We start from the raw sequence: 22249 nt of genomic DNA, 5'->3' as shown, positions 1-22249 counted from the left end.
CTATTTGTTGCCAGTGTCCCTTATGTCCAGGAGCTTTTCAGGGAAAGGCTCCCAGATGACCTGCTTCAAAAGATATTCTTTTCTATACTTGATCACATAGCTGCGGAGAAGGTTTACAGGTACGCCAATGTGAACTCTTCCACTCTTAAATTTTTCAAAGGAATCCAGAATAAATTCCTTTTCATCTCGAATAAGCTCTTCAGAAAAATGGCCCATTATATGCATAAGAGCATTTACATAACTTTTGTCTCTGGGAGGTTTGGATAAAACCCTCCCAAAATGCTCCCTGTAATCCCTCATAACATCCTTGATGTCCCTTTTGCCGCCATCTGCGACAATTTTTCCAAGCGTACGCATCTCGCTTTCATTGTAGGCCAGGAGGATGTACTTATAGCTGGAATGGAAATCCACAAGCTTGCCCATTGTGTCAACATCTCTAAGCTTCATGTTTGCATACAGCTTAGTCAAAAAATGCTCTCGGATCGTAAAATTCGTAAGCCTGCCTTCCTCCTCTATCGCAGAATTGGGAAAGTAGTCAAAAACATGCTGAGCAAATCGTCCAACAGCCTTGAAGGATCCAACTCCTTTTTCTCTTCCGTAATAGGCCTTTACATCCTTTATCCCACAGGATGGTGATCTGCCCTTCAGAATGAAGCCATCCACTTCACCCAGATTGGATAGAAGCTCATGGGAATACCTATCCATTTCTTCAGTATGTATCAGACCGGAGCCTGGCTGATAAAGCTCAAGCCGGTCATTTTCAAATATCAGTCTTACCGATTCTCTTGGTACACCCAAGCCTATCTCTACCTCTGGGCATACCTTTATATAGTCCACATATGGTTCAAGACCCTGAACGAATTTGTCCGGGAGGGTCTGCCCATCGTACCTGCAATGACAAAAGCCCATACACTTGCTTACCACTACTCTTGGTTTCCCTTCCATTGGATCCTCCTGAGATATATTGTCAACTCAATTTACTATTTCTTTGGGGGCATGGGTAAAAAGATGCTCGTTTTCTCTGCGTACTCCTTCCATTCGGGATGATTCTGATACTTTTTCTCCAATAAAGGTACACCTGAAACAAATAGCAGCAAATAGGTAATAAGAATCGGGCTTACAATTGTGAAAAGGGCTCCCGGAACTGATGATGCAATGATGAAAATCCCCCACCACATGGTGGCTTCTCCAAAGTAATTTGGATGTCTTGAGTAGCTCCAAAGTCCCGACTTCATTAGCCGTCCCTTGTTTTCGGGCTTGCTGATAAATTGTTTTAACTGCCAGTCACCAACCACCTCGAAGAAATAGCCTAAGATCCAAATGGCCAATCCAGTAAAATCAAGAAGACCAAGAGGACCTCCTGATTTCAGATTTGCCCTTAAAACAGGCTGAACTATTATAAAAAGCAGTATCAGCTGAGGCATGAAAACTCTAAAATATGCGGTCACATACGGATTTGAATCTCCCCATTTTTCCCTCATGGCCCTGTATCTGTAGTCCTCTTCCTTGTACCAGTTTCTTCTGAAAAGGTGATAGGATAGCCTTAAACCCCATAGGAGAACGAGCGATGTCAGTAGAAATCCCCTTACTGATGGCTCTGAGGTTATTGTGAGGCTGGTAAGTGCTGCTACTACGAAGCCCATACCCCATGCTATATCGATCAAGCCATTATTTTTTCTCTTTTGTGCAATAGAAAATGCAATTGTAAAGAATACAAGTAGAGCTGCCAATACTATCGTGTAATCCTTCAAGCTATCCCTCCTTAGTTGGTTATAAGAGCAACCGCAACAGTTCCAATTCCAGCGCTCATTGCCACAATTGTCGATATATCCATAGTATACTCAGGCTGCTTTCCTGTAAGCCTAACCATATATTCCGCAAAAGCCTCAGCTCTTTCAGCTGCATCGGCATGAACTATTGAGTATCTTTCTATTCCCTTCTCCTTCTGGATATTGGAGACGAGATCCTTTATCTTCTGCGTGTTGCTATCGACGCTGAAGGCTTTTCCTATTATGGTTCCCTTACCCTCTCCATCGATTGATACAACAGGCTTGAAGTTCATTGCATTTGCTGCAAAGCCTGCAACCTTACCGATCCTTCCTGATCTGACCATGTATTTAAGGTCAGTGACGCTTACGTATATTTCGCTTCTTTCAATGTTTTTCTGTATATTAACCAGTACCTTCTCAAAGGACAGTCCATTGTGGATATCCTCTGCGGCTTTCATTACCACAAGGCCTTCCGCCCCTGAGTTTCTTTTAGAATCAACGAGTGCTATCCTGTCCTCTATCTGGAGCTTGGCCGCAGCTTTCCTGAAGGTATTCAGCGTTCCACTCATCTTATCAGAAACAGTAATGGCAATTATCTTCTCATAGTTTGATGCAAGGAACCTTAATAATCCCTCTGTCTCCTTTAATCCAGGCTGACTTGAGGTAGGATATTCCTCTATCTCATCCATCATCCTGTAGAAGTACTCGGGAGATATGGTCACCTTATCCAGATAGCTGCTCCCCTCTGCTATAAGGTTCAATGGCAGCATGTGGATCTTATACTTATCCATTATCTCTCTTGGCAGATCGGCTATAGAATCAGTGACGAGTGCTATGTCATAGGTCTTATCGTGGGTCGCCTCAAACTGCCTTACCATATCGTCAGCTTTTTGCTGAAGGATCGTCCCAAAGCCTCTAAGTCTCCTGAAAACCTCCTCTGGTCTGTCAGTATGGATATGAAGTCTTGCTTTGTTCTTATTTCCGGCAATTATAAATGAGCTTCCCAAGTCTGCCAGAGTCTCTCTTATCCTTTCAGTATCCAGCTCCTTCCCCTTTATCAGTGCCTCGGTGCAGTATCTTCCATTAAGCTCCAGATGATCTCCTGCATGGATTTCTTCGTGCTGCAGGACTTCATTTCCTCCTACAAAATCAAAGCTTGCAGGTACCCTGGTCTTAACAAACTCAAGGAATCCCTCGAGGAAGTGTACGAAGCCCTTTGCTCCTGAATCGACTACGTGTGAGTCTCTTAGTACCTTAAGCTTTTCGGGTGTTTTCCTCAGTGACTCAGCTGCAGTCTCCAGTGACAAGGCTATTAGCTCTGAGTAGTCTGCAGATTTTTCCTTAAAGCCTTTTAGTGACTCAGCCCAATCTCTAATCACGGTTATCATGGTTCCCTCGACAGGATTTGAGATCGCCTTATATGCGTACTCTACAGCATTTATGGCAGTCTTAGAGAAGGAATCTATGGAAATATCCTCTGAGTCATCCATTTCCATATACAGCCCGTTGACATATTGGGCAAAGATGATCCCAGAATTTCCCCTGGCCCCATTCAATGCAGCCTCTGCAATTGATTCCATGGTCTTTTTTACCGTGCTTTCGGGTCTTGATTGTTCTGCGATGGTGAACATCGTAAATGCAAGATTTGAACCTGTATCTCCATCTGGAACCGGAAAAACATTTATTCTGTCAAGCTCGCTCCTTTGACTGATAACCTCCTTAGCTCCCGAAAGGAATGCATTATAGATGTTCTCTCCATTCAACTGTTTGATTGTCATATATGCGTCCCCCTAAAAAATCATTTATCTGCCAAGCAACCGTAGAATAATGAAGCTTCCTGCAGTAGTCATACTGCACAGAAAGGTTCCCCATGCGATGTCGATCACTGTTATATACACAGGCCAGTTTTTAAGTGTTGCAAGATTGGTCATATCATAAGTTGCATAGGTGACGAGGCCAAAGAACCCGCCTACAAGTATTGCATAGGTAAGGCTCTCTTTTTTAAGAGCAGGATCCAGGGCAAAGAAAATCAGTCCCAAAATAAACAGCATGTAGAATCCGACGGCTGCAGACCAATTTACCTTATCAGCCATCAGAAATCCAAGATGCTTTCTATAAAGATCCTTTGCAATGACTCCAAGCCAGACCAGGTCTATTGCGAAGAAGACTATAAATGTTACTAAATAGGTTTTTATAAATGCCATTTGAACATTCCTTTCATTTCTGTAATAGATAGATTATCTTTTATATATTATATCAATAAAGTATTCCAGACATAAATACCCCCTGTTTTTATCTATAAAACAGGGGCTTTAGCTGTGTTATCACTCTTTTTCTAAATTGTCATCAACATTTCCAGGAGGGAAAAGATAATTTAGAATATCCCTTCTGGAGATTATACCTACTAGCTTCCCGGATTTATCTACAACCGGAAGCCGCTTGATCTTATTTTGAACAAGCAAGGTAGCAGCCTCCTCTGCAGAAGCCTCAGGAGAAATTGTGACAAGTTTTTTGCTCATTACATCCTGAACCAACTGCCCCATAGACCTTTTTAGCTCCTCCATAAACTTCTTTGGTGTATCGAGGTATATTATCCCTCCCAATATCTCCAATACAGCTGGTCCCTGGATCTTCGACTCCCTTCTGATCAGATCACCCTCAGTTACTATACCAACAAGCTTACCCTCATCATTCAGTACGGGCAATCCGCTGATATTATGATTGAATAAAAGATTTGCGCACGTATCCACAGTGTCTGTTGATTTTACCGTTATGACCTCTTTTGCCATTATATCCTTAACCAGCATATCCAGTCCCCCCCTTGAGGTGTTTGATTTGGTCACAAGATAGATACCCAACAGTACATCCTCAAAAACAAATAGACTCCAAATGAAGTCTATTAGAACATGATACTGAAAAGTCTCTCCATACCTGCGAAGTCAATAAATCTACTTTCTCTGTGTATCTCTCTTCCCTCATCGAATACAATGATTGTAGGTATGCTAAATATTAGACTTTGACCTGCTAGCTTTTTACTTTCATTCACATCGATCCTCCCGATATCTATCGGGTAATCCTTCAACAACTGGACCAGCTTTGGAAATACTGCATGGCATACATTACAGTCCTTCGAGCTGAAATATAATACGAATCTTCCCCTAGCTGAAAACTCATCCAACTCAGTCTGATCCTTTATCCAAAATACTCTGCTATCTTCCATAATATTTCTCCAATCCGTCAAATAAGTATTACACCAAGCTCCTTCAGCTCTTCCAATGTTTTCTTGTGATTTTCCTTATCTACGTATCCCAACCCGCCGGTGAGAAGCTCGACCTCATAACCATTTTTAAGAAGCTCCAGCACCGTCTCCCTCACACAGAATTCGGTAGCTATACCTGCCACGACGACTTTCTTCGTCAAAACTTCATTTATTCTCTTCCCGTCTTCCCTTACCGCATAGAACGCTGAATACTCTTCTGTCTCGTCGTCCATCCCCTTCTTGAATACATTGCCTTCGTTTGGCCTTTGCCAGGGTAACGAGACGGATCTGTCAAAATCATCATGAAGCATTGCTCCTTCATCGCCCTGTACGCAATGTACTGGCCATGTCCCTCCATTGATTCCGAAGCTTTTATTCTCACGGGAATGCCAGTCCATGGAGTATAGTGGCATCACATTATTCGAGTTTATATACCTTACTATTCTTCTTACTGCATCCTCTGACTTTTCACATGCAAGGCTGCCGTAGATAAAGTCAAACTGGCAATCCACAACTATCATGCTTTTATCCATAGTTATCTCCCTTTTGAAAAGACAGCTGCAGTCACGCAGCTGTCCATAGCTTTAGTATGTTTCTCTTTTCCCGAACTCAGCGTCCTCGACCCATTCCTCTGCTATACGAAGGTGTTGGACCAGGTTGTCGAAAATCGTGAAGTGATATTCTTCCTGCTTTATCAAATAATCAAAAAGTCCTCTATCCTTATCATCAGCAGCCTCTTCCTTCATCTTCTGATAAAGCTCAATGCTTTCCTTTTCCTTACCAAGCGCCATTCTGTAGGCATCTATCTGCTCCGGCATCCCCTTTAGCTCAGTTTTGAAGTCCTCTGCAGATTTGAATACGTTATTGAACTCAGTGATTGCATTTTCTTCGGACAAATCGTATTCTACGGCTTTGGCATAGTTTCTTACTAATGCTTCATGCTTCTCCTCATCCTTTGCGAGCATTACAAAAACCTTTTCAAGTTCTGTACCCTTGTTTTTTTCTGCCTGCTCCAGGTAGTACTTTTGACCGTCGATTTCCATTTGAATCGCAAATTCTACGTTATTCATCTTTCAGCCTCCTTAGTATGGTTTGATACTTCATACATTACCCTTTATGTATACCCTGTCTTTGCCGGGGTAACACCTCTTTTTCAGATTTGTCTTGAAGCCTGGATCTGTCTTGGACATTCACTTCCATCTGTCCACCATTTGCAGGGCTTACACTCAAGACAATACAGTATCCGGACGTCATTTTTCATGTGCTTCACAAAGTTGTAATCGGCTAGCTGAGCTCTTCCAAGGGCAGCAAAGTCGAGAAGATCATTACTTAGCAGATATTCAATTTGATTTTCATCCTTTATCATATTGACTCCGATTACTGGTATACCGACATTTTCTTTGATTTTAACTCCGCCATATACGATCCAATTGCAGGGAAAACCCTCCGGTACCTCATCAATTGAACGAGTTCCATCGAAGCCAGTAGAAATATTGAGATAATCAAAGCCCAAGTTTTCAAAAACCCTGGCTCTTTCGATAGATTCTTCAAGGCTGTCGTCGTTGGACCCCATTCTTATGCCTATTACGAAATCTTCTCCGCAAGCTTCTCTTACATCTCTATATATTTCTGCAGCCAGCCTGTTTCTGTTCTCAAAGGTTCCTCCATATTCGTCATTTCTATTATTGACCTTCGAATTGAAGAACTGAGTCAACAGGTAGCCGTGTGCACCATGTATCTCAACTCCGTCAAAGCCGGCTTTCCTGGCTCTCAATGCTGCATCTCTGAACTGGCTTTTGACTCTTTTTATCTCATCAAGTGTCATTTCCCTTCCCTTCATCCTACCATCATCATAGTCTGAAGATGTAAAGGGTTCTGGTGCAACATCCTTCTTCGCCTTCATTCCGGCATGATGGAGCTGTATAAATACCTTGCCTCCAGCATCGTGTACCACGTCTGATATTCTGGAAAGTCCCTCAATAAAGCTGTCATCCCAAATACCCAGCTGTCTGGAGTCTAGTCTCCCTTCAGGACTTATACAGGTTGCTTCGACTATTATCAAGCCAATCCCATTTTGCGCAATCTTAGAGTAGTGCTCGACATTTCTGTCAGATACCCTGCCGCTTTCTTCAGCATATCCAAAGGCTACCATTGGAGGCAGTGCCAAGCCATTTTCTATTTTTAATTTTCTTATGTACCTAGGTTCAAATACTCCTGTCATGATATCAACCTTTCTAAATAATTCTTCAGCTATACCCTTAGTTCTATTTTACGGGTACCAGAGTTCAAAGTAAAGTATTAATGGAGGGGTTGTTAATTTCTTGTTTTTCTGTTATCATATCTTATCGAAATTCAATAAACGATGCTTCGAAAAGGAGGTACAATAAAATGAAGCTTGATATCAAAAAATTTCTAATAATCAATGCAGGACTGGCTATTATGACTGCAGGACTTTATTTCTTCCTTATGCCGTCCAATTTGGCTGTAGGGGGAGCTACTGGTCTTGCAATGGTCCTGAGCTACCTTATACCGTCGATTCCAATGGGAGTGATTCTGGCAGTTATTAATATAATCCTATTCATAACTGCATTCCTTGTCCTGGGTAAGGAGTTTGGAGGACTAACTGTCTACTCCAGTCTGGCTTTATCGGGGATGATAGCTATACTTGAGCTGGCAGTTCCAATGACACAGCCTTTCACAGACGACCTATTTATCAATCTAATATTCGGGATACTCATTTCAGGAGTGGGAATGGGGATAGTTTTCAATCAGAACGCATCCACAGGGGGAACAGACATCATTGCAAAAATAATAAATAAATACCTTCACCTAGATATAGGAAAATCACTACTGGCAGCAGATTTTCTCATAACCCTTTTTGCAGGGCTCGTATTTGGGGCTAGACTGGGAATGTATGCTTTGCTTGGAATAGTAATAAACTCCTTCGTAATAGACAAGATGATAGCTGGCTTTAACGTAAAGATAAACATGATAATAATCTCGGATCATATTGATGATATAAACAAGTTCATTCTCGTTGACGTTTTCAGAGGAACTACTCTCTATCACGCCACAGGAGGTTATTCCAAGGAGGATAAGAGGATTATAAATACCATAGTATCGAGGAGTGAATATATTAGGATAAGAAACTTCGTAAGGTCTATAGATGAAAAGGCATTTGTTGCGGTCTCATATATCACTGAGGTCGAGGGAGAGGGCTTCACATTTGAATAGGAGTGTTGGATAATGAGAAACATAATGCTTAAGATTCAATATGACGGCAGCAGGTACCTGGGTTGGCAAAGGCTTGGAAACTCAGATATGACTATTCAGGGCAAGCTTGAGGATGTCATTAGCAGAATGACAGGCGAGGATATCTCGATCATTGGCTCAGGTCGTACAGATGCAGGCGTTCATGCAAGAGGACATATCTCTAATTTTACAACCTCGTCTGACATGGCCTTAACGGAGATGAAGACGTATATGAACCATTATCTTCCAAAGGATATAGTAATATGGGATATTTCGGAAGCTCCCGAAAGGTTCCATTCAAGATACAACGTAAAAGGTAAAAAGTATTCCTATTACATCTGGACAGGAGAAGTACAACCGCCTTTTATAAGGAAGTACTCCTGGCATATGAAGGAAAGGCTGGATCAGGAAAAGATAAAGGAAGCATCTGCCAAGCTCATGGGTACCCATGATTTCATTGGCTTCAGCTCTCTTAAAAAGACTAAAAAATCCACAGTAAGAAGACTCGATTCAATAGAGTTCGAAATTGACGGAGATATGCTTGTACTCAACTTTATTGGGAACGGCTTCCTTTATAACATGGTTCGAATATTGACCGGTACACTTTTAGATATTGGATCCGGAAAAGTCAACTTAGAAATGATAGAAGAAATATTTAAGTCAGGCATCCGTTCTGAGGCAGGCATTACAGTGCCTCCGCACGGCCTTTTCCTGGAAGAGGTCTACTACTAGAGCTTCATTGTCCACTTCTCCTCAGTGAGATCCCGGCCCCATATGTTATGGGGTATTTCTTTTTCTATGGAGAATCCAAGGCTTTTATATAATCCTCTTGCTTCATTCAATATACTGACAGTCCATAGAATAATCTCTTCATATCCTGCATCCATTGCAAACTGAACAGCCTTTTCAGCCAGAAGCCTTCCGTTTCCGCTCCCTCTGAATTCCTTTAATAGGAGAAACCACCTGAACTGAGCAGTTTTATCATCTGCCTTAGCTATTGCCACGGCCCCGACTCTTTTGCCTTCAGATTCAGCTATCCAGATGCATTCCTTTTTAACGTCTCTGTCTGAATGGAATTTTTCAAGGGGTTCTCTGACATAGTGCGGGAAGGTTTCATCGAAGCCATATTCCTCTTTATACATTGACCCGTGGATCGATATGATCCATTCCAGATCCTCCTCTATGTATTCTCTTATTTTGATTCCCATGTTTATTCGCCTCCAAAAAAAGATTAAGGGATGTGATTGAATTAATTCTACCACATCCCTTTAAATCGTCATAACACTATTTATGATTGCCTTATTTTTTAGCCATTGCTCCAAGAGGTAGTATCTCTTTGCCATATACCTCGTTTATTACCTGTGCCAGGCCGGTATATATAGCTGAGAATCCGCAGAATATGCCTTCGTAGCCTGCAATATTTATCAGTGCATGGTTCCCGGTAAAGTCTCCTATCGCAAGGAGCATGAACAGGATCGTAAGTGAGCCGAAAACTATTTGAAGTGCCCTGCTTATCCTCAATGTTCCGATAAACATAACAAAGGTGAAAAGGCCCCACATAAAAAGGAATGCTCCCAAAGCCTTGCCATCCGGTGCTGCAGCCAGGCCCAGAACAGGCATGGTCTTTATTGTAACGAATACCAGCCAGAACATACCATAGGAGGTAAAGGCTGTTGCTGCAAATGTGTTGTTTTTCTTCCATTCCATTATTCCTGCAATTATCTGTGCAATGCCGCCGTAGAAAATCCCCATTCCAAGGATCATAGCACTCATAGGAATAAGCCCTGCGTTGCTGATATTAAGTAAAACCGTAGTAAGTCCAAAGCCAAGAAGTCCCAGCGGCGCTGGATTTGCTGCCGTATCCTTTATGGATACCACCGTTTGATTATTGTTGTTTTGCATATTATCCTCCTAAAATCGTTATCTTTCTGTCATACGACACAGCCTCTATTATACATATATTCAATATGCAAATCAACAGATATTTATATCATTTTTCAGAGCATGAAGGATTCTAGATAAACGTCTCTATTTCCCTTCTCTCTCTATAATTATCCTCCAGCTCCTCCTTGTGCCAAATAAAGCTATTATCAGTAAATACCTTGGCAGATACCGGACAAACCTTCACGCAAGCACAGCATTTTATACAAGGGCCAGGAATTTTTGACACGTCTGTAAAATCAATTGAGCCCATAGGACATGAGCTGGCACACAGCTTACAGTCGATACAGGTATCCAGCGTATCGGGCTTGATCCTTTTAAAATCAACATGCTCCCCATCCTCACCGACAGGTCTGTAATAAGGCCTGTATGGACTATTCCCTGTAATCGATAAGCTTTCTTCCCGACCAGAGGCCGAAAGCTTACTACCAATTTCTCCGCCAAACTCACTAAGCTTAAGAATATCGCTCTCGTCAGGTCTCCCCTTAGCTAGTACCTCAGAGAAGGAGTGCTGTCCAACGACTGCTGCAGCAGCTATTATGTCAAATCCTCTGTCTTTAACCAGATCGCACAGCTCAAGCAGAGCATCGTCATAGTGTCTGTTTCCATAGGTAACAACGCAGATGCACCTTGCGCCGTTTCCCTGGAGTGTATTTAAGTATGGCAGGAGAAGGTTTGGAAGCCTTCCTGCATAAACGGGCATCCCTATGATCAAGAGATCCTGCTCCGAAAAGATCAGAGCCTCCCTTCTTCGGGAAGGGAGAGTAATATCAAGCTCCTCGAAGTCTGCCGTTTCATCCAGCACCTCCCTGATGCCGCTCATTATTGCTCTCGAAGCCTTCGCTGTATTACCGGTAGGGCTAAATGTCAAGGTATAGTGGCTCATATGCTTACCCCTTTCCTGCCGTCCTCTGTAAGGCTTGTCCTGAGCTTCATAACCTTGATTCCTATAGCCTTAAGAACTCCTGATAAAGGTACACCTATTATCATTCCAGGTATCCCCATCATGCTACCAAAGAAGAGAACTGAGAACATAACAGTCAGAGGATGTAGTCCTACTGAATGAGACATTATCTGAGGTGAAATCAGGCTTGCTTCTATTTGCTGGATAACTAATATCAATATCACTACCCACAAGGCCATAAGAGGTTTTTCCAAAAGAGCCAGTACCACTGGCAATATCCCTCCAAGCCAAGGCCCAAAGTACGGGATGATATTTGTAAGACCTGCTACAAAGCCAATAGTCAGAGAATAAGGAACGCCGATGATCCTGCAGCCGATCCCTGTAAGAACACCTACGAATAATGCGACTGTAAGCTGTCCCTTCAGGAAGCCTCCCAGCACCTTATCTACATCCTTTCCAATATCTGAAACTCCCTTCTTGAGCGCGTCAGGAACAATGCTCATCATGCCTTTGACAAGCTTATCCTTGTCCTTAAGATAATAAAAGGCTATCAGCGGCGTCATCACAAGATCAAGCAATGTTCCAGTAGAGCTTGCCAACGAGTTGAGTATCCCTCCCATCGCATTTCTGAGGTATTCTGAAATATTGGCAATCTCCTTGTCTATATTAAGAAACTCCTGGATCGATTCAGGTATGAAGGGTATTTCTCCAGCCCTAAGACCTTCGATGAAATTTTTAAGAAATTCAAATATCCTGGGTATATCGCTGATAAACACTGACATATCCCTTGTCAGTTTTGGAATAAAGGTTGCGAATACAAGAGCTATAACACCTGCTATGGCTGCAAATATAAGAAGTATGGCCCATATCCTTTTAAGACCCCTTTTTTCAAGCAGCTTCACAAGGGGATCCAGCAGATACGCTGCAACCAACGCATATATGAAGGGGTTTATCATACTTCCCAGAGGCTTTCTCACGAGGATAAAAACGATTATTACTATGATAAATATGGTCAAATCAAACCAAGCTGATTTATTTAACTTTGGAAGCTTCATTTATGTCTACACCAACTTTCGTTAAAATGAAGGGCAGGAGTAATCCTGCCCCTATTTGAATCTTACCGCTGTGCCGTAGGCTATCACTTCAGCTGCACCCTGCATTATTGAAGAGGATGCATATCTTATGTTTACTATAGCATCTGCTCCCAGCGCCTCTGCTTCTTCTACCATCCTTTTGGTGGCCAGTGCCCTTGCATCATTCATCATTTCATTATATGCCTTCAATTCCCCGCCGACGAGAGTCTTGAAGCCTTGTGTTATATCCTTGCCTATGTTTTTGCTCTGTATTGTACCGCCCTTTACAAGGCCCAGCATCTCAAATTCCTTCCCAGTTATGTAATCAGTATTTACTAAGATCATCTTCTTCACCACTCCTTATCTCCTTTATCCTTTCATATAACATATAAATACTTACACCCATAAAGCCAAGCGGTATTGCGACGACAAAAAACTTGAATATTGGGGGCATGGGTTCCCTGGACAGATAGAATACATAAAAGAATAGATAGATTAAAATCAGTATGGTAATTATGATTGGAGCAATAAGTTTTTTCCATTTCACAGGCGTCACCACCTCCTAATGATAATTTAGCACGTAGAGCTTTCAATGGCAAGGTTTAGCTCATTGCTGTCCAAAAACTCTTGCAAAGGAAAGTACATTTTGCTATTATATGAGTATGTCTGGGGGTATAGCGCAGTTGGGAGCGCGTCTGAATGGCATTCAGAAGGTCAGGGGTTCGACTCCCCTTATCTCCACCAAACCTGTCACTTCATTCATAAGCACAATGAGGTGGCTTTTTTATGCAGATAGGCTGTAAGCAATATGTGGAGTTGAGATTATATGAAGAAGAAGAAAGTAATATTAGGTATGAGCGGTGGTGTTGATTCATCGGTTTCAGCAGTATTATTGAAGGAAGCTGGCTATGACGTTATCGGGCTGTTCATGAAGAATTGGGATGAAAAGGATGAAAATGGAGTCTGCACATCAGCTGAGGACGCAGAGGATGCTAAAAGAGTTGCAGCTGAGCTGGGTTTTCCCTGTTATACCATAAATTTTGAAAAGGAGTATTGGGAGAGAGTCTTCAGCTACTTCCTAAGCGAGTATAAGAAGGGAAGGACTCCAAATCCAGATGTTATGTGCAATCAGGAAATCAAATTCAACGCTTTTCTCGATTATGCCTTAAAGCTTGATGCAGACTACATCGCCATGGGCCACTATGCCCAAGTGGAGGAAAGAGACGGAGAGTTCGTGCTGCTTAGAGGAAAGGATCAGAGTAAGGACCAAAGCTACTTCCTTTCGAGGATCAATCAAAAGGCCCTGTCCAAAACCTTGTTCCCTATTGGTCACCTTGAGAAGAAAAGAGTCAGGGAGATCGCAGAGGAGTATAAGCTTTATACTGCTAAGAAAAAGGATTCAACAGGTATATGCTTTATCGGAGAAAGAGACTTTGATGAATTTCTAGACCGGTACCTTTTGTCTGAAGAGGGCGACATTATAGATGTGGACGGAGGTAAGATAGGAAGGCATACAGGGCTTATACACTACACGCTTGGCCAGAGAAAAGGCATAGGCATAGGCGGAGTGGGTACGGGAGAACCCTGGTTTGTGGTTGGGAAAAGCCTTAAGAACAATAAGCTCTTTGTCGCACAAGGCGAAAATCATCCTGCTTTGTTCTCGGTTTCTCTTCAAGGTGAGGATCCCGTTTGGATAGCCGGTAAGGCTCCGGGGCTTCCTATGAAATGTACCGCAAAGTTCAGATACCGTCAGTCTGATATACCCGTCACGGTTTCAGAGCTTGAGGACGGCACTCTTCATATACAATTTGACCACCCTGTGAAGGCTGTTACGCCTGGCCAGGCCGCTGTACTCTATGACGGAGAGGTATGCCTTGGAAGTTCAATAATAAGGTCAGTAGAGCCGCTTGATAAAATCTACAGCCAAATCAATATCGATTAAAAGACTGCCCACCGGCAGTCTTTACTTATAAAGAGATCTTAGCAGCTCTATCTCCTTTTTATAGCCCTCGATATCATTGGGTGTCTCCAGGACAAATGGAAGATCACGCAGACTTGGGTGGTTTATAAGCCTCTCAAAGGTATCAATACCCAGGGTACCTTCCCCGATTTTTGCATGTCTGTCCTTTCCACTCCCTCTTTCGTTTATACTGTCATTTATATGCACAGCCTTGAGCCATTTAAGACCGATCACCCTATCGAACTCCTCCAATACTCCGTCTAGGTCGTTTACTATGTCATAGCCTGCATCGCTTATATGACAGCTGTCTATGCAAATGCCCATCCTATCCTTGTGCTCTACACCGTCAAGTATCCTTTTAAGTTCTTCGAAGCTCCTTCCAAGCTCAGTCCCCTTACCAGCCATTGCTTCCAACAGAACTATCGTCGTCTGTTCCTTCCATATGACCTTGTTGAGCAGCTCGATCACAAGCTCTATACCCTCGTCGACTCCCTGACCGACATGACTTCCGGGATGAAAATTATAAAAAGTCCCGGGCAGTAGTTCAAGCCTTTGAAGGTCATCCATCATTACCTCCTCTGCAAACTGCCTAACTTTTTCATCCTTGGATGCTGGATTTAGGGTATAGGGTGCATGAGCAAGAGCGCCATAGATATTATTTTCCTCCATAAGTTTTCTAAGTCGTAAGACATCAGCCGGATCTATATCCTTCGCCTTACTGCCTCTGGGATTTCTCGTGAAAAACTGAAAATAATTAGCTCCTATAGACAGAGCCTCTACACCCATTGCCTCGAAGCCCTTTGATACAGATAAGTGACAACCAATTTTTAACATCATATCCTCCTTATAATAAATACTAGGACGTTTATACCCAAGTTTTACAAAACAAAATTCAAAATCATTGTTGATTAATTGACAATATAGCTTTATTATTGTAATAAAGCACCTTGTCAATTGGAGCTAATATCCAAAATAGTAACTACAATTGTACCAGGTGGGGTATATGCATTGGGATTGTAAAATAATATTGGGAGATGATTATTTGAGAACTTTGATCAGAAATGCAAAGATTTTCGCAGAAAAAGGACACTTCGTTGAAGCTCTGCTGATAGAAAACGGCATGATCAAGAAAGCAGGCAGCAATACTGAGCTGGCAGGAGAATCAGCGGAAACGATCCTCGATATGGAAGGTAAGACGATCCTTCCGGGTCTTAACGACAGCCATCTTCATATAACTATGAAGGGCGCAGCAATGAATTCGTGTGATCTTATACCTGCCAAATCCATTGACGATATAATCAGACTTGGTCGAGAGTTCCTGGCTGCCGATCCGGATATGAAGGCAATGCCCGGCAGAGGCTGGAACCAGGACTATTTTGCAACCGGTGAGAAAAGGATGATAAACAGGTTCGACCTCGACCAGATATCAACTGACATCCCCATAGTTTTTGAGAGGACCTGTGGTCATGTAGGAGTAGGAAATACCAAAGCACTTGAAATATTGGGAGTAGACGAGAATACAAGAATCGATGGCGGAGAAATTGAGATCGGCGAAGACGGCAAGCCTAATGGGATATTCAATGAAAATGCTGTTCAGCTCATTAGAAAGGCTATCCCTGAGAAGGACATGGCTACCAGAGAAAAGGAATTCCTTATGTCTATGGATTACTCAGTCAGCCAGGGTTTGACCTCCGTACAATCCTGCGACGTAATGGGTAAAGACTTCAAGGAAGTATTCAAGCTTCTTCACGACCTTTATAATGAAGGAAAGCTGAAGTTCAGATACAGGCATCAATACAATTTCCAGGATATAGAGGACTTTAAGGAGTATTTGAAATCTGAGCATATTACAGGCAAATACGATGAGATGTTCTTCTCGAAAGGTGCCCTAAAGCTATTCAAGGATGGCTCTCTTGGTGCCAGAACAGCTTACATGAAGAAGGAATATGCAGATGCACCTGGGACCTTTGGAGTTGAGGCCCTAAGTGATGATCAGCTTCAGGCATTAGTTGACCTTGCAGTTGAGAACGACATAACAGTCGTCACTCATGCCATAGGAGATGCAGCAGTTGAAAGCGTAATGAATGCTTATGAGAGTACAATGGTCGATGGCAAAAATCCTCTGCGTCATGGAATAGTTCACAACCAGATTACAAGTATGGAGCAGCTGGAAAGACAGACAAGACTTCAAATTCCTGTAATGTATCAGCCTATCTTCCTGGACTATGACAACAGAGTCATCGAGGACAGAGTTGGCAAGGAGCTTGCAAAGACATCCTATGCCTTCAATACCCTTTATAAGATGGGAGCTCCAGTGAGCCTTGGCACAGATTCGCCTGTCGAGGACTGCAATCCATTCCAAAACATCTATTGTGCAGTGAACAGAAAGGGGCTCGATGGACATCCAGAAGGAGGCTATTATCCGGAGGAGGCTATGACTCTTGAGGATGCAATCGATGCGTATACCGTAGGAAGTGCTTTCAATGAGTTCAAGGAGGATGTCAAAGGGAAGCTATTGCCAGGCTTTGTTGCTGACCTTATCGTTCTTGACAGGGATATCTTCTCCATAGATCCTATGGATATAAAGAATATCAAGGTTGAAAAGACAATGGTAAATGGGAAGTTCGTTTACGAGAGATAAAAATTCGAAGCTGTCAGTGGAAAAATCCACCGGCAGCTTCTTTTTTTAGTGTTATTCTACTGTGACCTTGCCATCCTCTATCAGCTTATTGGCGATCCACTCTGCGACCTTTCCCGTTATTTCAACGCAGTGCTTTTTTCTTTCGGGACTCATGAAGTTGTCTCCCACCCATTTTCTAGTGATTACTCTACAGCAGTTTGAGCCATATTCATCCATCACATAGTCATGGAGCTGTGCTGCAGCAGGAAACATTTCCTCTTTCATAGGCTCTCCATGAACTCTGCCATAAACCATCCCAAGTGCCATCTGTCCGCCACTTACGGCGCCGCAAACGCATCCGGATTTCCCCATCCCTATTGGGAAGCCAGAAGCCATTTTCACTATATTTTCATCATACGGCTTGCCTAAAAGGTTATTTATAGTCTGGGCTACTGCTTCTGAGCAGTAGAACTCTCCCCTTGCGAAGTAGCCTGATGCCTCTTCCCTTATCTGATCCAATAATTCCTGTTTAGTCATATGTAATCCTCCTGTTTATATATTAATTTTCTCTGCTATCTTTGGCCTTTCAGGCTTAAGGAACCCAATGTACCTGAAAAGAACGTAAATAACTAAAACCACTGCAATTATAGCTTCTATAATCGATAATTGTCTCAACAAGCCTATCCCAGTGAAGTAACCCGATGCAGCTTTGATAGAGATCGCAGTTATAACCACCGGAAAGGTGAAAGCCGCGAATGATGGATAGAACCTTAATCTCAAAAGCATTGGAAGCATGATCAGTACATATAAGTAAGCAAGCTGAGAAACAATCAACAGCGCAGCTGCCAATAAAGAATTTTTTGATTCAAATGCGTTCATATAGCCAGCTAGAAGAAGGCTGGCAGGAGCACAGAATATAGCGATTGCTGGCAATGCCGGTTCAGGTACAGATTTAAGTCTTCCCAGCTTTCTTATTACTAATGGCAACAAAGCCAGGTAACCAACAAGACCTATCCAAAATAGCAGCTGCCCAAGTGGCTTCATAGAGTAGGCAGGGCTAGTTACCGATGCTGCCACGATTCCGACATAAACTACAAACCATGAGGGCATAACTGAATCCTGTTTGAAGCCCCTAAGATATTTATTGCTGAAAAATATTGCAAGTCCAATATGTAACACTATCGCCAATGACCACATTATAAGGGCTGCAGCTGGGAATACTGGTTTTATGTATACGGAAAGCAGCATCATCCCCATGGAATATGTAGGTGCGACGCTTGCGATCACAGGGTTTTTAATCTCCTCAGCGACAAATCTCCCATGTATTATCAGCTTCAAGGATAACAGTACAAAAATAATTGCAGCTAAAAAACCCATGATAAGCCTCAATTCAGCCGACCACTGCTGGACAAGATTTCCTCCTGCAGCCAATCCCAGCATAAGACCAGCGGCTGGAACGGGCATTCTTTTTATAAGTCCAATCATTCAATCACTCCTTCATATTGATCGATACATTGAAATAATAGCATTTGTTAGATTGTTGACGCCAATTGATATTTTTTATAGATAATCGATATCAATACAAAAACCAAATAAAAAACCGCTGAAGGAATTATCTTCAGCAGCTTTAACACAAAATTATCTATTTGATTTTTTCAGAGTAGTCTGCCAGCATCTCGAGGCCTTTTATGAGGACCTCCTTTGAGGCAGCATAGCCTATCCTGAAGCTTTTCTCATATTCGAAGCAATCTCCCGGCGTTACAAGGGTCTTTGAATGCTCCATAAGTCCGATACAAAAGTCATAGGAGTTTATGTCATAGTCGTAGTAGACAAGAGCGGTGGTGCCTGCCTTTGGCTTCACAAAGGAAAATTTTGGATGCGCCTTTATCCAGTTATCAAGTATTTCAAGGTTTTCCTTTATGATCCCCAGGTTTCTCTCTAGAAGCTTATCCTTGTTCTTAAGGGCATGGGCAGCGATTATTTCATCCAGCATCCCACAACTGATCATACTATAATCTCTATGAGATTCCAGCTTCTTCATAAGCTCCACGTTCTTCGTAGCTATCCAGCCAAGTCTGAGGCCTGCAAGTGAGAAAACCTTAGACATGCTTGATGTTCCTACCCCCTTCTCATAAAGGTCTGCTATCGAGCTTTGGTAGCTGCCATCCTGATTAAGACCTCTGTAAACCTCGTCGCATAGAACATAGGCATCGTGCTTTCTCGCAAGCTCAACTATCTCCTTCATCAGCTCCTCAGGGATGATCGCACCTGTAGGATTATTTGGATTATTTAGAGCGATAAGTTTGGTATTATCGTCGACAATCCTTTTCAGTAAATCCATGTCTGGCAGGTAATTTTTTTCTTTTTCCAGATAAACGACTGTAACCTCCGCACCAATTGACTCTGGTATGGAATAAAGCTGCTGGTAGGTTGGTATTATTGATACCACCTTGTCACCTTTATCGACTAACGCCTGAAGAATAAGATTGTTTGCACCGATCCCGCCATTTGTAGTAAGTATATCTTCAGGGACAAGATCCTTGTATAAGCCGCTTATAGCCTTTTTAAGATCAGGATTACCTGTAATATACCCATAGGTAAGCTTCTTCTCAGAAAGCTCCCTGCAAAAGCCCTCCTCAGGCGTACCAGTAAGCTGGAGAAGCTCTTTTAAGGAAATCGAATCCACGCATGTCTCAGCTATGTTGTTTAGAGAATCCATTTCATACTCATTCATCCACTGCTCCACCTTGAATGGCTTCAGCTTCATTTACATCAGTCCTTTCGATTTATTTTTATATGCTTATTTCATATTCGACTTTTCAAATTCGAAGGCTATTGCCCCTCTTAAGAGAGCCTTATCCCTTATCCATTCCTCATATGAGTAGATCCTTCGTCTCCCCCAGTTGGATGCAATAAGGTCGTAGCCTTCCTTTTTCTTTACCATACCGGTTACTGTCACCCAATGGTTTCTGAATTCCCTGTTTGAAGCGTTCCATGTCAAAAGCAGGACGGGTCTGTCCAATTCAAGCATCTGGATGATGAAGTCGCTTCCTTCATTTACATCCCAAATCCAGCTTTCCATATAGAAGCTCAGTTTGATGCCCCTGGAGTACGCAAACCTCTGTATTCCCTGCCTCATCTTGGTGAGGGTGGGTATACCATAAACCCTGGGCTTAAGAAAAGGGTATAACTCCTTCATCAATCCTACAAATTCCTCGCTTGTAGTACCCTGGTACAGAGCTGACAGGTCTTTTCTTGTCCTTGAAAGGTACATTATAAGATTTGCAGCTGCAGTTACTCCACATGATCTGTCCGCCCAAAATTGATTTTTGATTTTAAATGCTTTAAGCCAGCTTTGCTGACCTCCGTAAGAGCCTTCGACATTAAAAAGCTTCTCATTAAGGAGCATGGTCCTCCCCTCCATTTCTGGTGTGACTACATTATACCAGATTTATTTCTGCTGTGAAGGTTATCCTTGCTTCGATTATAATTACTCACTGTTGAAAAATGTCATAACAGGGGTAAAATAGTTCTAAAGCCATAAAAGGAAGGAGATGATCGATTTGAATGCTTCGTTGGGAAGCGTTGCAGTGATTGGAGGATCTAATCTGGATATCGTAGGTTCGCCCACGAAAGTACTTATTAGAGGAGATTCAAATATCGGAAGCGTAAAGCTGTCGCCAGGAGGTGTGGGAAGAAATATCGCTGAAAACTCAGCACTTTTAGGGATACCTACGAGGCTTTTTTCAGTTATCGGCAGTGACAGTTTTGGTGAATACCTAATTTTGGAGGCAAAAAAATCAGGTATTGATGTGGACCATGTGAAAAGAGTTGCTGAACCCACAGGCATTTATCTCGCTATTCTTGATGAGAACAAGGATATGGACCTTGCAATAAATGCTATGAGTATTATGGAGGAGCTTGACTGGAATTACATCAGCGTCAACAGAGCTTTGATTGAAGAAAGTGACATCATCATGGTAGACGCTAACCTAAGGAAGGATGTTCTCGAAAGAATAGTGTTTGAATTCAGCCACAAGAAGCTTTTCCTTGATACTGTTTCAACCGCCAAGGCGGAGTTTGCAGCTGAATTTATCGGAAGCTTTCATACTATAAAGCCAAACAGGATCGAGGCCGAGACACTTACTGGAATTAGGATACAGGACAGGAATGACCTGGTTAAGGCAGCACATATCCTCCACGATAAAGGAGTCAGTAATGTATGCATTACTCTCGGAAAGGATGGAGTTTTTTTCAGCAGCCATTCAGGTTCCCGAGGCGGATTTAAGTCCTCTGAGTTTGTTCCAGTAAACGCTACCGGAGCAGGTGATGCTTTTCAGGCAGGATTGATTTACGGAGAGTTAAATAATCTTCCTCTCAGAGATTCCATCAGGTATGCAATGGGAGCAGCGATTGTTGCGATGAGCTCTGAGGATACTATCAACAAGGAAATGAGCATTGATAAAATTGAAGGAATCTCAAAAAGATTGGAGGAAATATAATGAACAGATACCTTGATATAAGTGATGAGGTAAAAAAGGCGCTGGATGATAACAAACCGATAGTAGCTCTGGAGTCGACAATAATCTCCCACGGGATGCCCTATCCTCAAAACGTTGAGACAGCCCTAAAGGTCGAAGAGATAATCAGAGAAAATGGTGCAGTGCCTGCTACGATAGGGATAATTGGAGGAAGACTTAAAGCAGGTCTTACTGCGGAAGAAATTGACTACATGGGCAGAGCTGGAAATATCGCAAAGGTTTCAAGAAGAGATATACCATACCTTGTTGCACACAAGAGAGACGGTGCCACGACTGTTGCATCAACGATGATCATCGCTGCCATGGCGGGAATCAAGGTTTTTGCAACCGGTGGAGTGGGCGGAGTACACAGAGGTGCGGAGAAGACAATGGATATCTCAGCTGACCTGGAGGAGCTTGCAATGACTGAGGTAGCAGTTGTTTGTGCTGGTGCAAAATCAATTCTTGATCTGGGGCTTACACTTGAGTACCTTGAGACTAAGGGAGTGCCTGTGCTTGGCTATAAGACAGAGGAGCTTCCGGCATTCTATACAAGAAAAAGCGGATTCAAAGTAGACTACAAGGTTGACACTCCGGAGGAAATAGCAAGCATACTTAGGACAAAATGGGAACTTGGACTTATGGGGGGAGCTCTTATAGCCAACCCAATCCCCGAGGAATACTCAATGGATGCTGACCTTATCACAAAAGTGATCGAGGATGCGGTAAATGAGGCAGAAGCGCTGGGTATAAAGGGTAAGGATACTACCCCCTTCCTTCTGGCCAAAATAAAGGAAATAACCGGCGGAGAATCTCTTGAGTCGAATATTCAGTTGGTTTACAACAATGCTCTGCTGGCAGCACAAATAGCTAGAGCATTATAGTTTCTCACACAAAAAAGAGCTGTGGACCCTCCACATAATAATTAGTTATCAAGATTGCCACAGCTCT

The 22249-nt window shown here is 42.6% G+C and carries 26 protein-coding genes and 1 tRNA gene; 7 read left to right on the top strand and 20 right to left on the bottom strand.

Annotated features, from left to right (window positions below; translation table 11 throughout):
• From AC4PHB_RS00460 to AC4PHB_RS00420, 9 genes are all read right to left on the bottom strand, one after another.
• Positions 1-945, bottom strand: a complete 945-nt coding sequence (locus AC4PHB_RS00460) for a YbgA family protein (RefSeq protein WP_492136727.1) — start codon at positions 943-945, stop codon at positions 1-3.
• A 35-nt stretch (positions 946-980) separates the two neighbouring features.
• Positions 981-1751 carry a DUF1295 domain-containing protein gene (locus AC4PHB_RS00455; RefSeq protein WP_492136726.1) on the bottom strand — a complete coding sequence of 257 codons (771 nt, stop codon included), beginning with the start codon at positions 1749-1751 and terminating at the stop codon, positions 981-983.
• A gap of 11 nt (positions 1752-1762) precedes the next feature.
• Positions 1763-3547 (bottom strand): DAK2 domain-containing protein, encoded by a 1785-nt coding sequence (locus AC4PHB_RS00450; protein ID WP_492136725.1) that lies wholly within the window; start codon positions 3545-3547, stop codon positions 1763-1765.
• Between the two features lie 24 nt (positions 3548-3571).
• A complete protein-coding gene (locus AC4PHB_RS00445) occupies positions 3572-3973 on the bottom strand; it encodes a DUF2177 family protein (RefSeq protein WP_492136724.1) in 402 nt (133 codons plus the stop codon).
• Between the two features lie 120 nt (positions 3974-4093).
• On the bottom strand, positions 4094-4576 hold the full coding sequence (locus tag AC4PHB_RS00440) for a CBS domain-containing protein (RefSeq protein ID WP_492136723.1): 483 nt from the start codon (positions 4574-4576) through the stop codon (positions 4094-4096).
• Positions 4577-4668: 92 nt separating this feature from the next.
• The gene (locus AC4PHB_RS00435; RefSeq protein WP_492136722.1) at positions 4669-4989 is read right to left on the bottom strand and encodes a thioredoxin family protein; all 321 of its coding nucleotides are present in this window, start codon (positions 4987-4989) and stop codon (positions 4669-4671) included.
• A gap of 17 nt (positions 4990-5006) precedes the next feature.
• Positions 5007-5561 (bottom strand): isochorismatase family protein, encoded by a 555-nt coding sequence (locus tag AC4PHB_RS00430; RefSeq protein ID WP_492136721.1) that lies wholly within the window; start codon positions 5559-5561, stop codon positions 5007-5009.
• A gap of 51 nt (positions 5562-5612) precedes the next feature.
• Entirely contained in the window at positions 5613-6098 is a 486-nt protein-coding gene (locus tag AC4PHB_RS00425) for a ferritin-like domain-containing protein (protein ID WP_492136720.1), read from the bottom strand.
• 83 nt (positions 6099-6181) lie between these two features.
• The gene (locus AC4PHB_RS00420; protein WP_492136719.1) at positions 6182-7249 is read right to left on the bottom strand and encodes an NADH:flavin oxidoreductase; all 1068 of its coding nucleotides are present in this window, start codon (positions 7247-7249) and stop codon (positions 6182-6184) included.
• A gap of 167 nt (positions 7250-7416) precedes the next feature.
• Here AC4PHB_RS00420 and AC4PHB_RS00415 point away from each other — a divergent pair, with 167 nt between their 5' ends.
• Together AC4PHB_RS00415 and truA are read left to right on the top strand one after the other, a co-directional pair.
• Complete coding sequence (locus AC4PHB_RS00415; RefSeq protein WP_492136718.1) at positions 7417-8262, top strand: YitT family protein; 846 nt, start codon at positions 7417-7419, stop codon at positions 8260-8262.
• 12 nt (positions 8263-8274) lie between these two features.
• Positions 8275-9012, top strand: a complete 738-nt coding sequence (gene truA, locus AC4PHB_RS00410) for a tRNA pseudouridine(38-40) synthase TruA (RefSeq protein ID WP_492136717.1) — start codon at positions 8275-8277, stop codon at positions 9010-9012.
• Here truA and AC4PHB_RS00405 read toward each other — a convergent pair.
• From AC4PHB_RS00405 to AC4PHB_RS00380, 6 genes are all read right to left on the bottom strand, one after another.
• A complete protein-coding gene (locus AC4PHB_RS00405; RefSeq protein WP_492136716.1) occupies positions 9009-9488 on the bottom strand; it encodes a GNAT family N-acetyltransferase in 480 nt (159 codons plus the stop codon). The genes truA and AC4PHB_RS00405 overlap by 4 nt on opposite strands.
• 91 nt (positions 9489-9579) lie before the next feature.
• Positions 9580-10182 carry an acetate uptake transporter gene (locus tag AC4PHB_RS00400; RefSeq protein ID WP_492136715.1) on the bottom strand — a complete coding sequence of 201 codons (603 nt, stop codon included), beginning with the start codon at positions 10180-10182 and terminating at the stop codon, positions 9580-9582.
• Positions 10183-10294: 112 nt separating this feature from the next.
• Complete coding sequence (locus tag AC4PHB_RS00395) at positions 10295-11107, bottom strand: EFR1 family ferrodoxin (RefSeq protein ID WP_492136714.1); 813 nt, start codon at positions 11105-11107, stop codon at positions 10295-10297.
• The gene (locus AC4PHB_RS00390; protein ID WP_492136713.1) at positions 11104-12180 is read right to left on the bottom strand and encodes an AI-2E family transporter; all 1077 of its coding nucleotides are present in this window, start codon (positions 12178-12180) and stop codon (positions 11104-11106) included. Before AC4PHB_RS00390 ends, AC4PHB_RS00395 begins: the two co-directional genes overlap by 4 nt.
• Positions 12181-12231: 51 nt before the next feature.
• Positions 12232-12543: a YbjQ family protein gene (locus tag AC4PHB_RS00385; protein ID WP_492137778.1), complete on the bottom strand. Its 312-nt coding sequence runs from the start codon at positions 12541-12543 to the stop codon at positions 12232-12234.
• On the bottom strand, positions 12524-12745 hold the full coding sequence (locus AC4PHB_RS00380; RefSeq protein WP_492136712.1) for a hypothetical protein: 222 nt from the start codon (positions 12743-12745) through the stop codon (positions 12524-12526). The genes AC4PHB_RS00385 and AC4PHB_RS00380 overlap by 20 nt, the downstream gene beginning before the upstream one ends.
• Positions 12746-12866: 121 nt before the next feature.
• Between AC4PHB_RS00380 and AC4PHB_RS00375 the strand changes: the two genes are divergently transcribed.
• Both AC4PHB_RS00375 and mnmA read left to right on the top strand, forming a co-directional pair.
• A tRNA-Ala gene (locus tag AC4PHB_RS00375) sits at positions 12867-12942 on the top strand.
• 82 nt (positions 12943-13024) lie between these two features.
• Entirely contained in the window at positions 13025-14140 is a 1116-nt protein-coding gene (gene mnmA, locus AC4PHB_RS00370) for a tRNA 2-thiouridine(34) synthase MnmA (RefSeq protein WP_492136711.1), read from the top strand.
• Positions 14141-14161: 21 nt separating this feature from the next.
• Here the strand turns inward: mnmA and AC4PHB_RS00365 are convergent, their stop codons facing one another.
• Positions 14162-14992, bottom strand: coding sequence for a deoxyribonuclease IV (locus tag AC4PHB_RS00365; protein ID WP_492136710.1), 831 nt, complete (start codon positions 14990-14992; stop codon positions 14162-14164).
• A gap of 208 nt (positions 14993-15200) precedes the next feature.
• Here AC4PHB_RS00365 and AC4PHB_RS00360 point away from each other — a divergent pair, with 208 nt between their 5' ends.
• The gene (locus AC4PHB_RS00360; protein WP_492136709.1) at positions 15201-16799 is read left to right on the top strand and encodes an amidohydrolase; all 1599 of its coding nucleotides are present in this window, start codon (positions 15201-15203) and stop codon (positions 16797-16799) included.
• A 51-nt stretch (positions 16800-16850) separates the two neighbouring features.
• On the opposite strand, the gene AC4PHB_RS00355 is transcribed toward AC4PHB_RS00360, so the two are convergent.
• The 4 genes from AC4PHB_RS00355 to AC4PHB_RS00340 form a co-directional block, all read right to left on the bottom strand.
• Positions 16851-17315: a C-GCAxxG-C-C family protein gene (locus tag AC4PHB_RS00355; protein ID WP_492136708.1), complete on the bottom strand. Its 465-nt coding sequence runs from the start codon at positions 17313-17315 to the stop codon at positions 16851-16853.
• 15 nt (positions 17316-17330) lie between these two features.
• On the bottom strand, positions 17331-18263 hold the full coding sequence (locus AC4PHB_RS00350) for a TDT family transporter (RefSeq protein WP_492136707.1): 933 nt from the start codon (positions 18261-18263) through the stop codon (positions 17331-17333).
• A gap of 157 nt (positions 18264-18420) precedes the next feature.
• Positions 18421-19545: an aminotransferase gene (locus AC4PHB_RS00345; RefSeq protein ID WP_492136706.1), complete on the bottom strand. Its 1125-nt coding sequence runs from the start codon at positions 19543-19545 to the stop codon at positions 18421-18423.
• Between the two features lie 33 nt (positions 19546-19578).
• Positions 19579-20202, bottom strand: coding sequence for a hypothetical protein (locus AC4PHB_RS00340; protein WP_492136705.1), 624 nt, complete (start codon positions 20200-20202; stop codon positions 19579-19581).
• Positions 20203-20341: 139 nt separating this feature from the next.
• Here AC4PHB_RS00340 and AC4PHB_RS00335 point away from each other — a divergent pair, with 139 nt between their 5' ends.
• Both AC4PHB_RS00335 and AC4PHB_RS00330 read left to right on the top strand, forming a co-directional pair.
• Positions 20342-21280 (top strand): carbohydrate kinase family protein, encoded by a 939-nt coding sequence (locus tag AC4PHB_RS00335; RefSeq protein ID WP_492136704.1) that lies wholly within the window; start codon positions 20342-20344, stop codon positions 21278-21280.
• On the top strand, positions 21280-22182 hold the full coding sequence (locus AC4PHB_RS00330) for a pseudouridine-5'-phosphate glycosidase (RefSeq protein ID WP_492136703.1): 903 nt from the start codon (positions 21280-21282) through the stop codon (positions 22180-22182). Before AC4PHB_RS00335 ends, AC4PHB_RS00330 begins: the two co-directional genes overlap by 1 nt.
• The last annotated feature ends 67 nt before the right edge of the window (positions 22183-22249 follow it).

It is taken from the genome of Gudongella sp. QWL-04 (assembly GCF_058683975.1).
The sequence above is the reverse complement of the archived record's forward strand: the minus strand, read 5'-3'. Positions and strand labels throughout refer to the sequence as shown.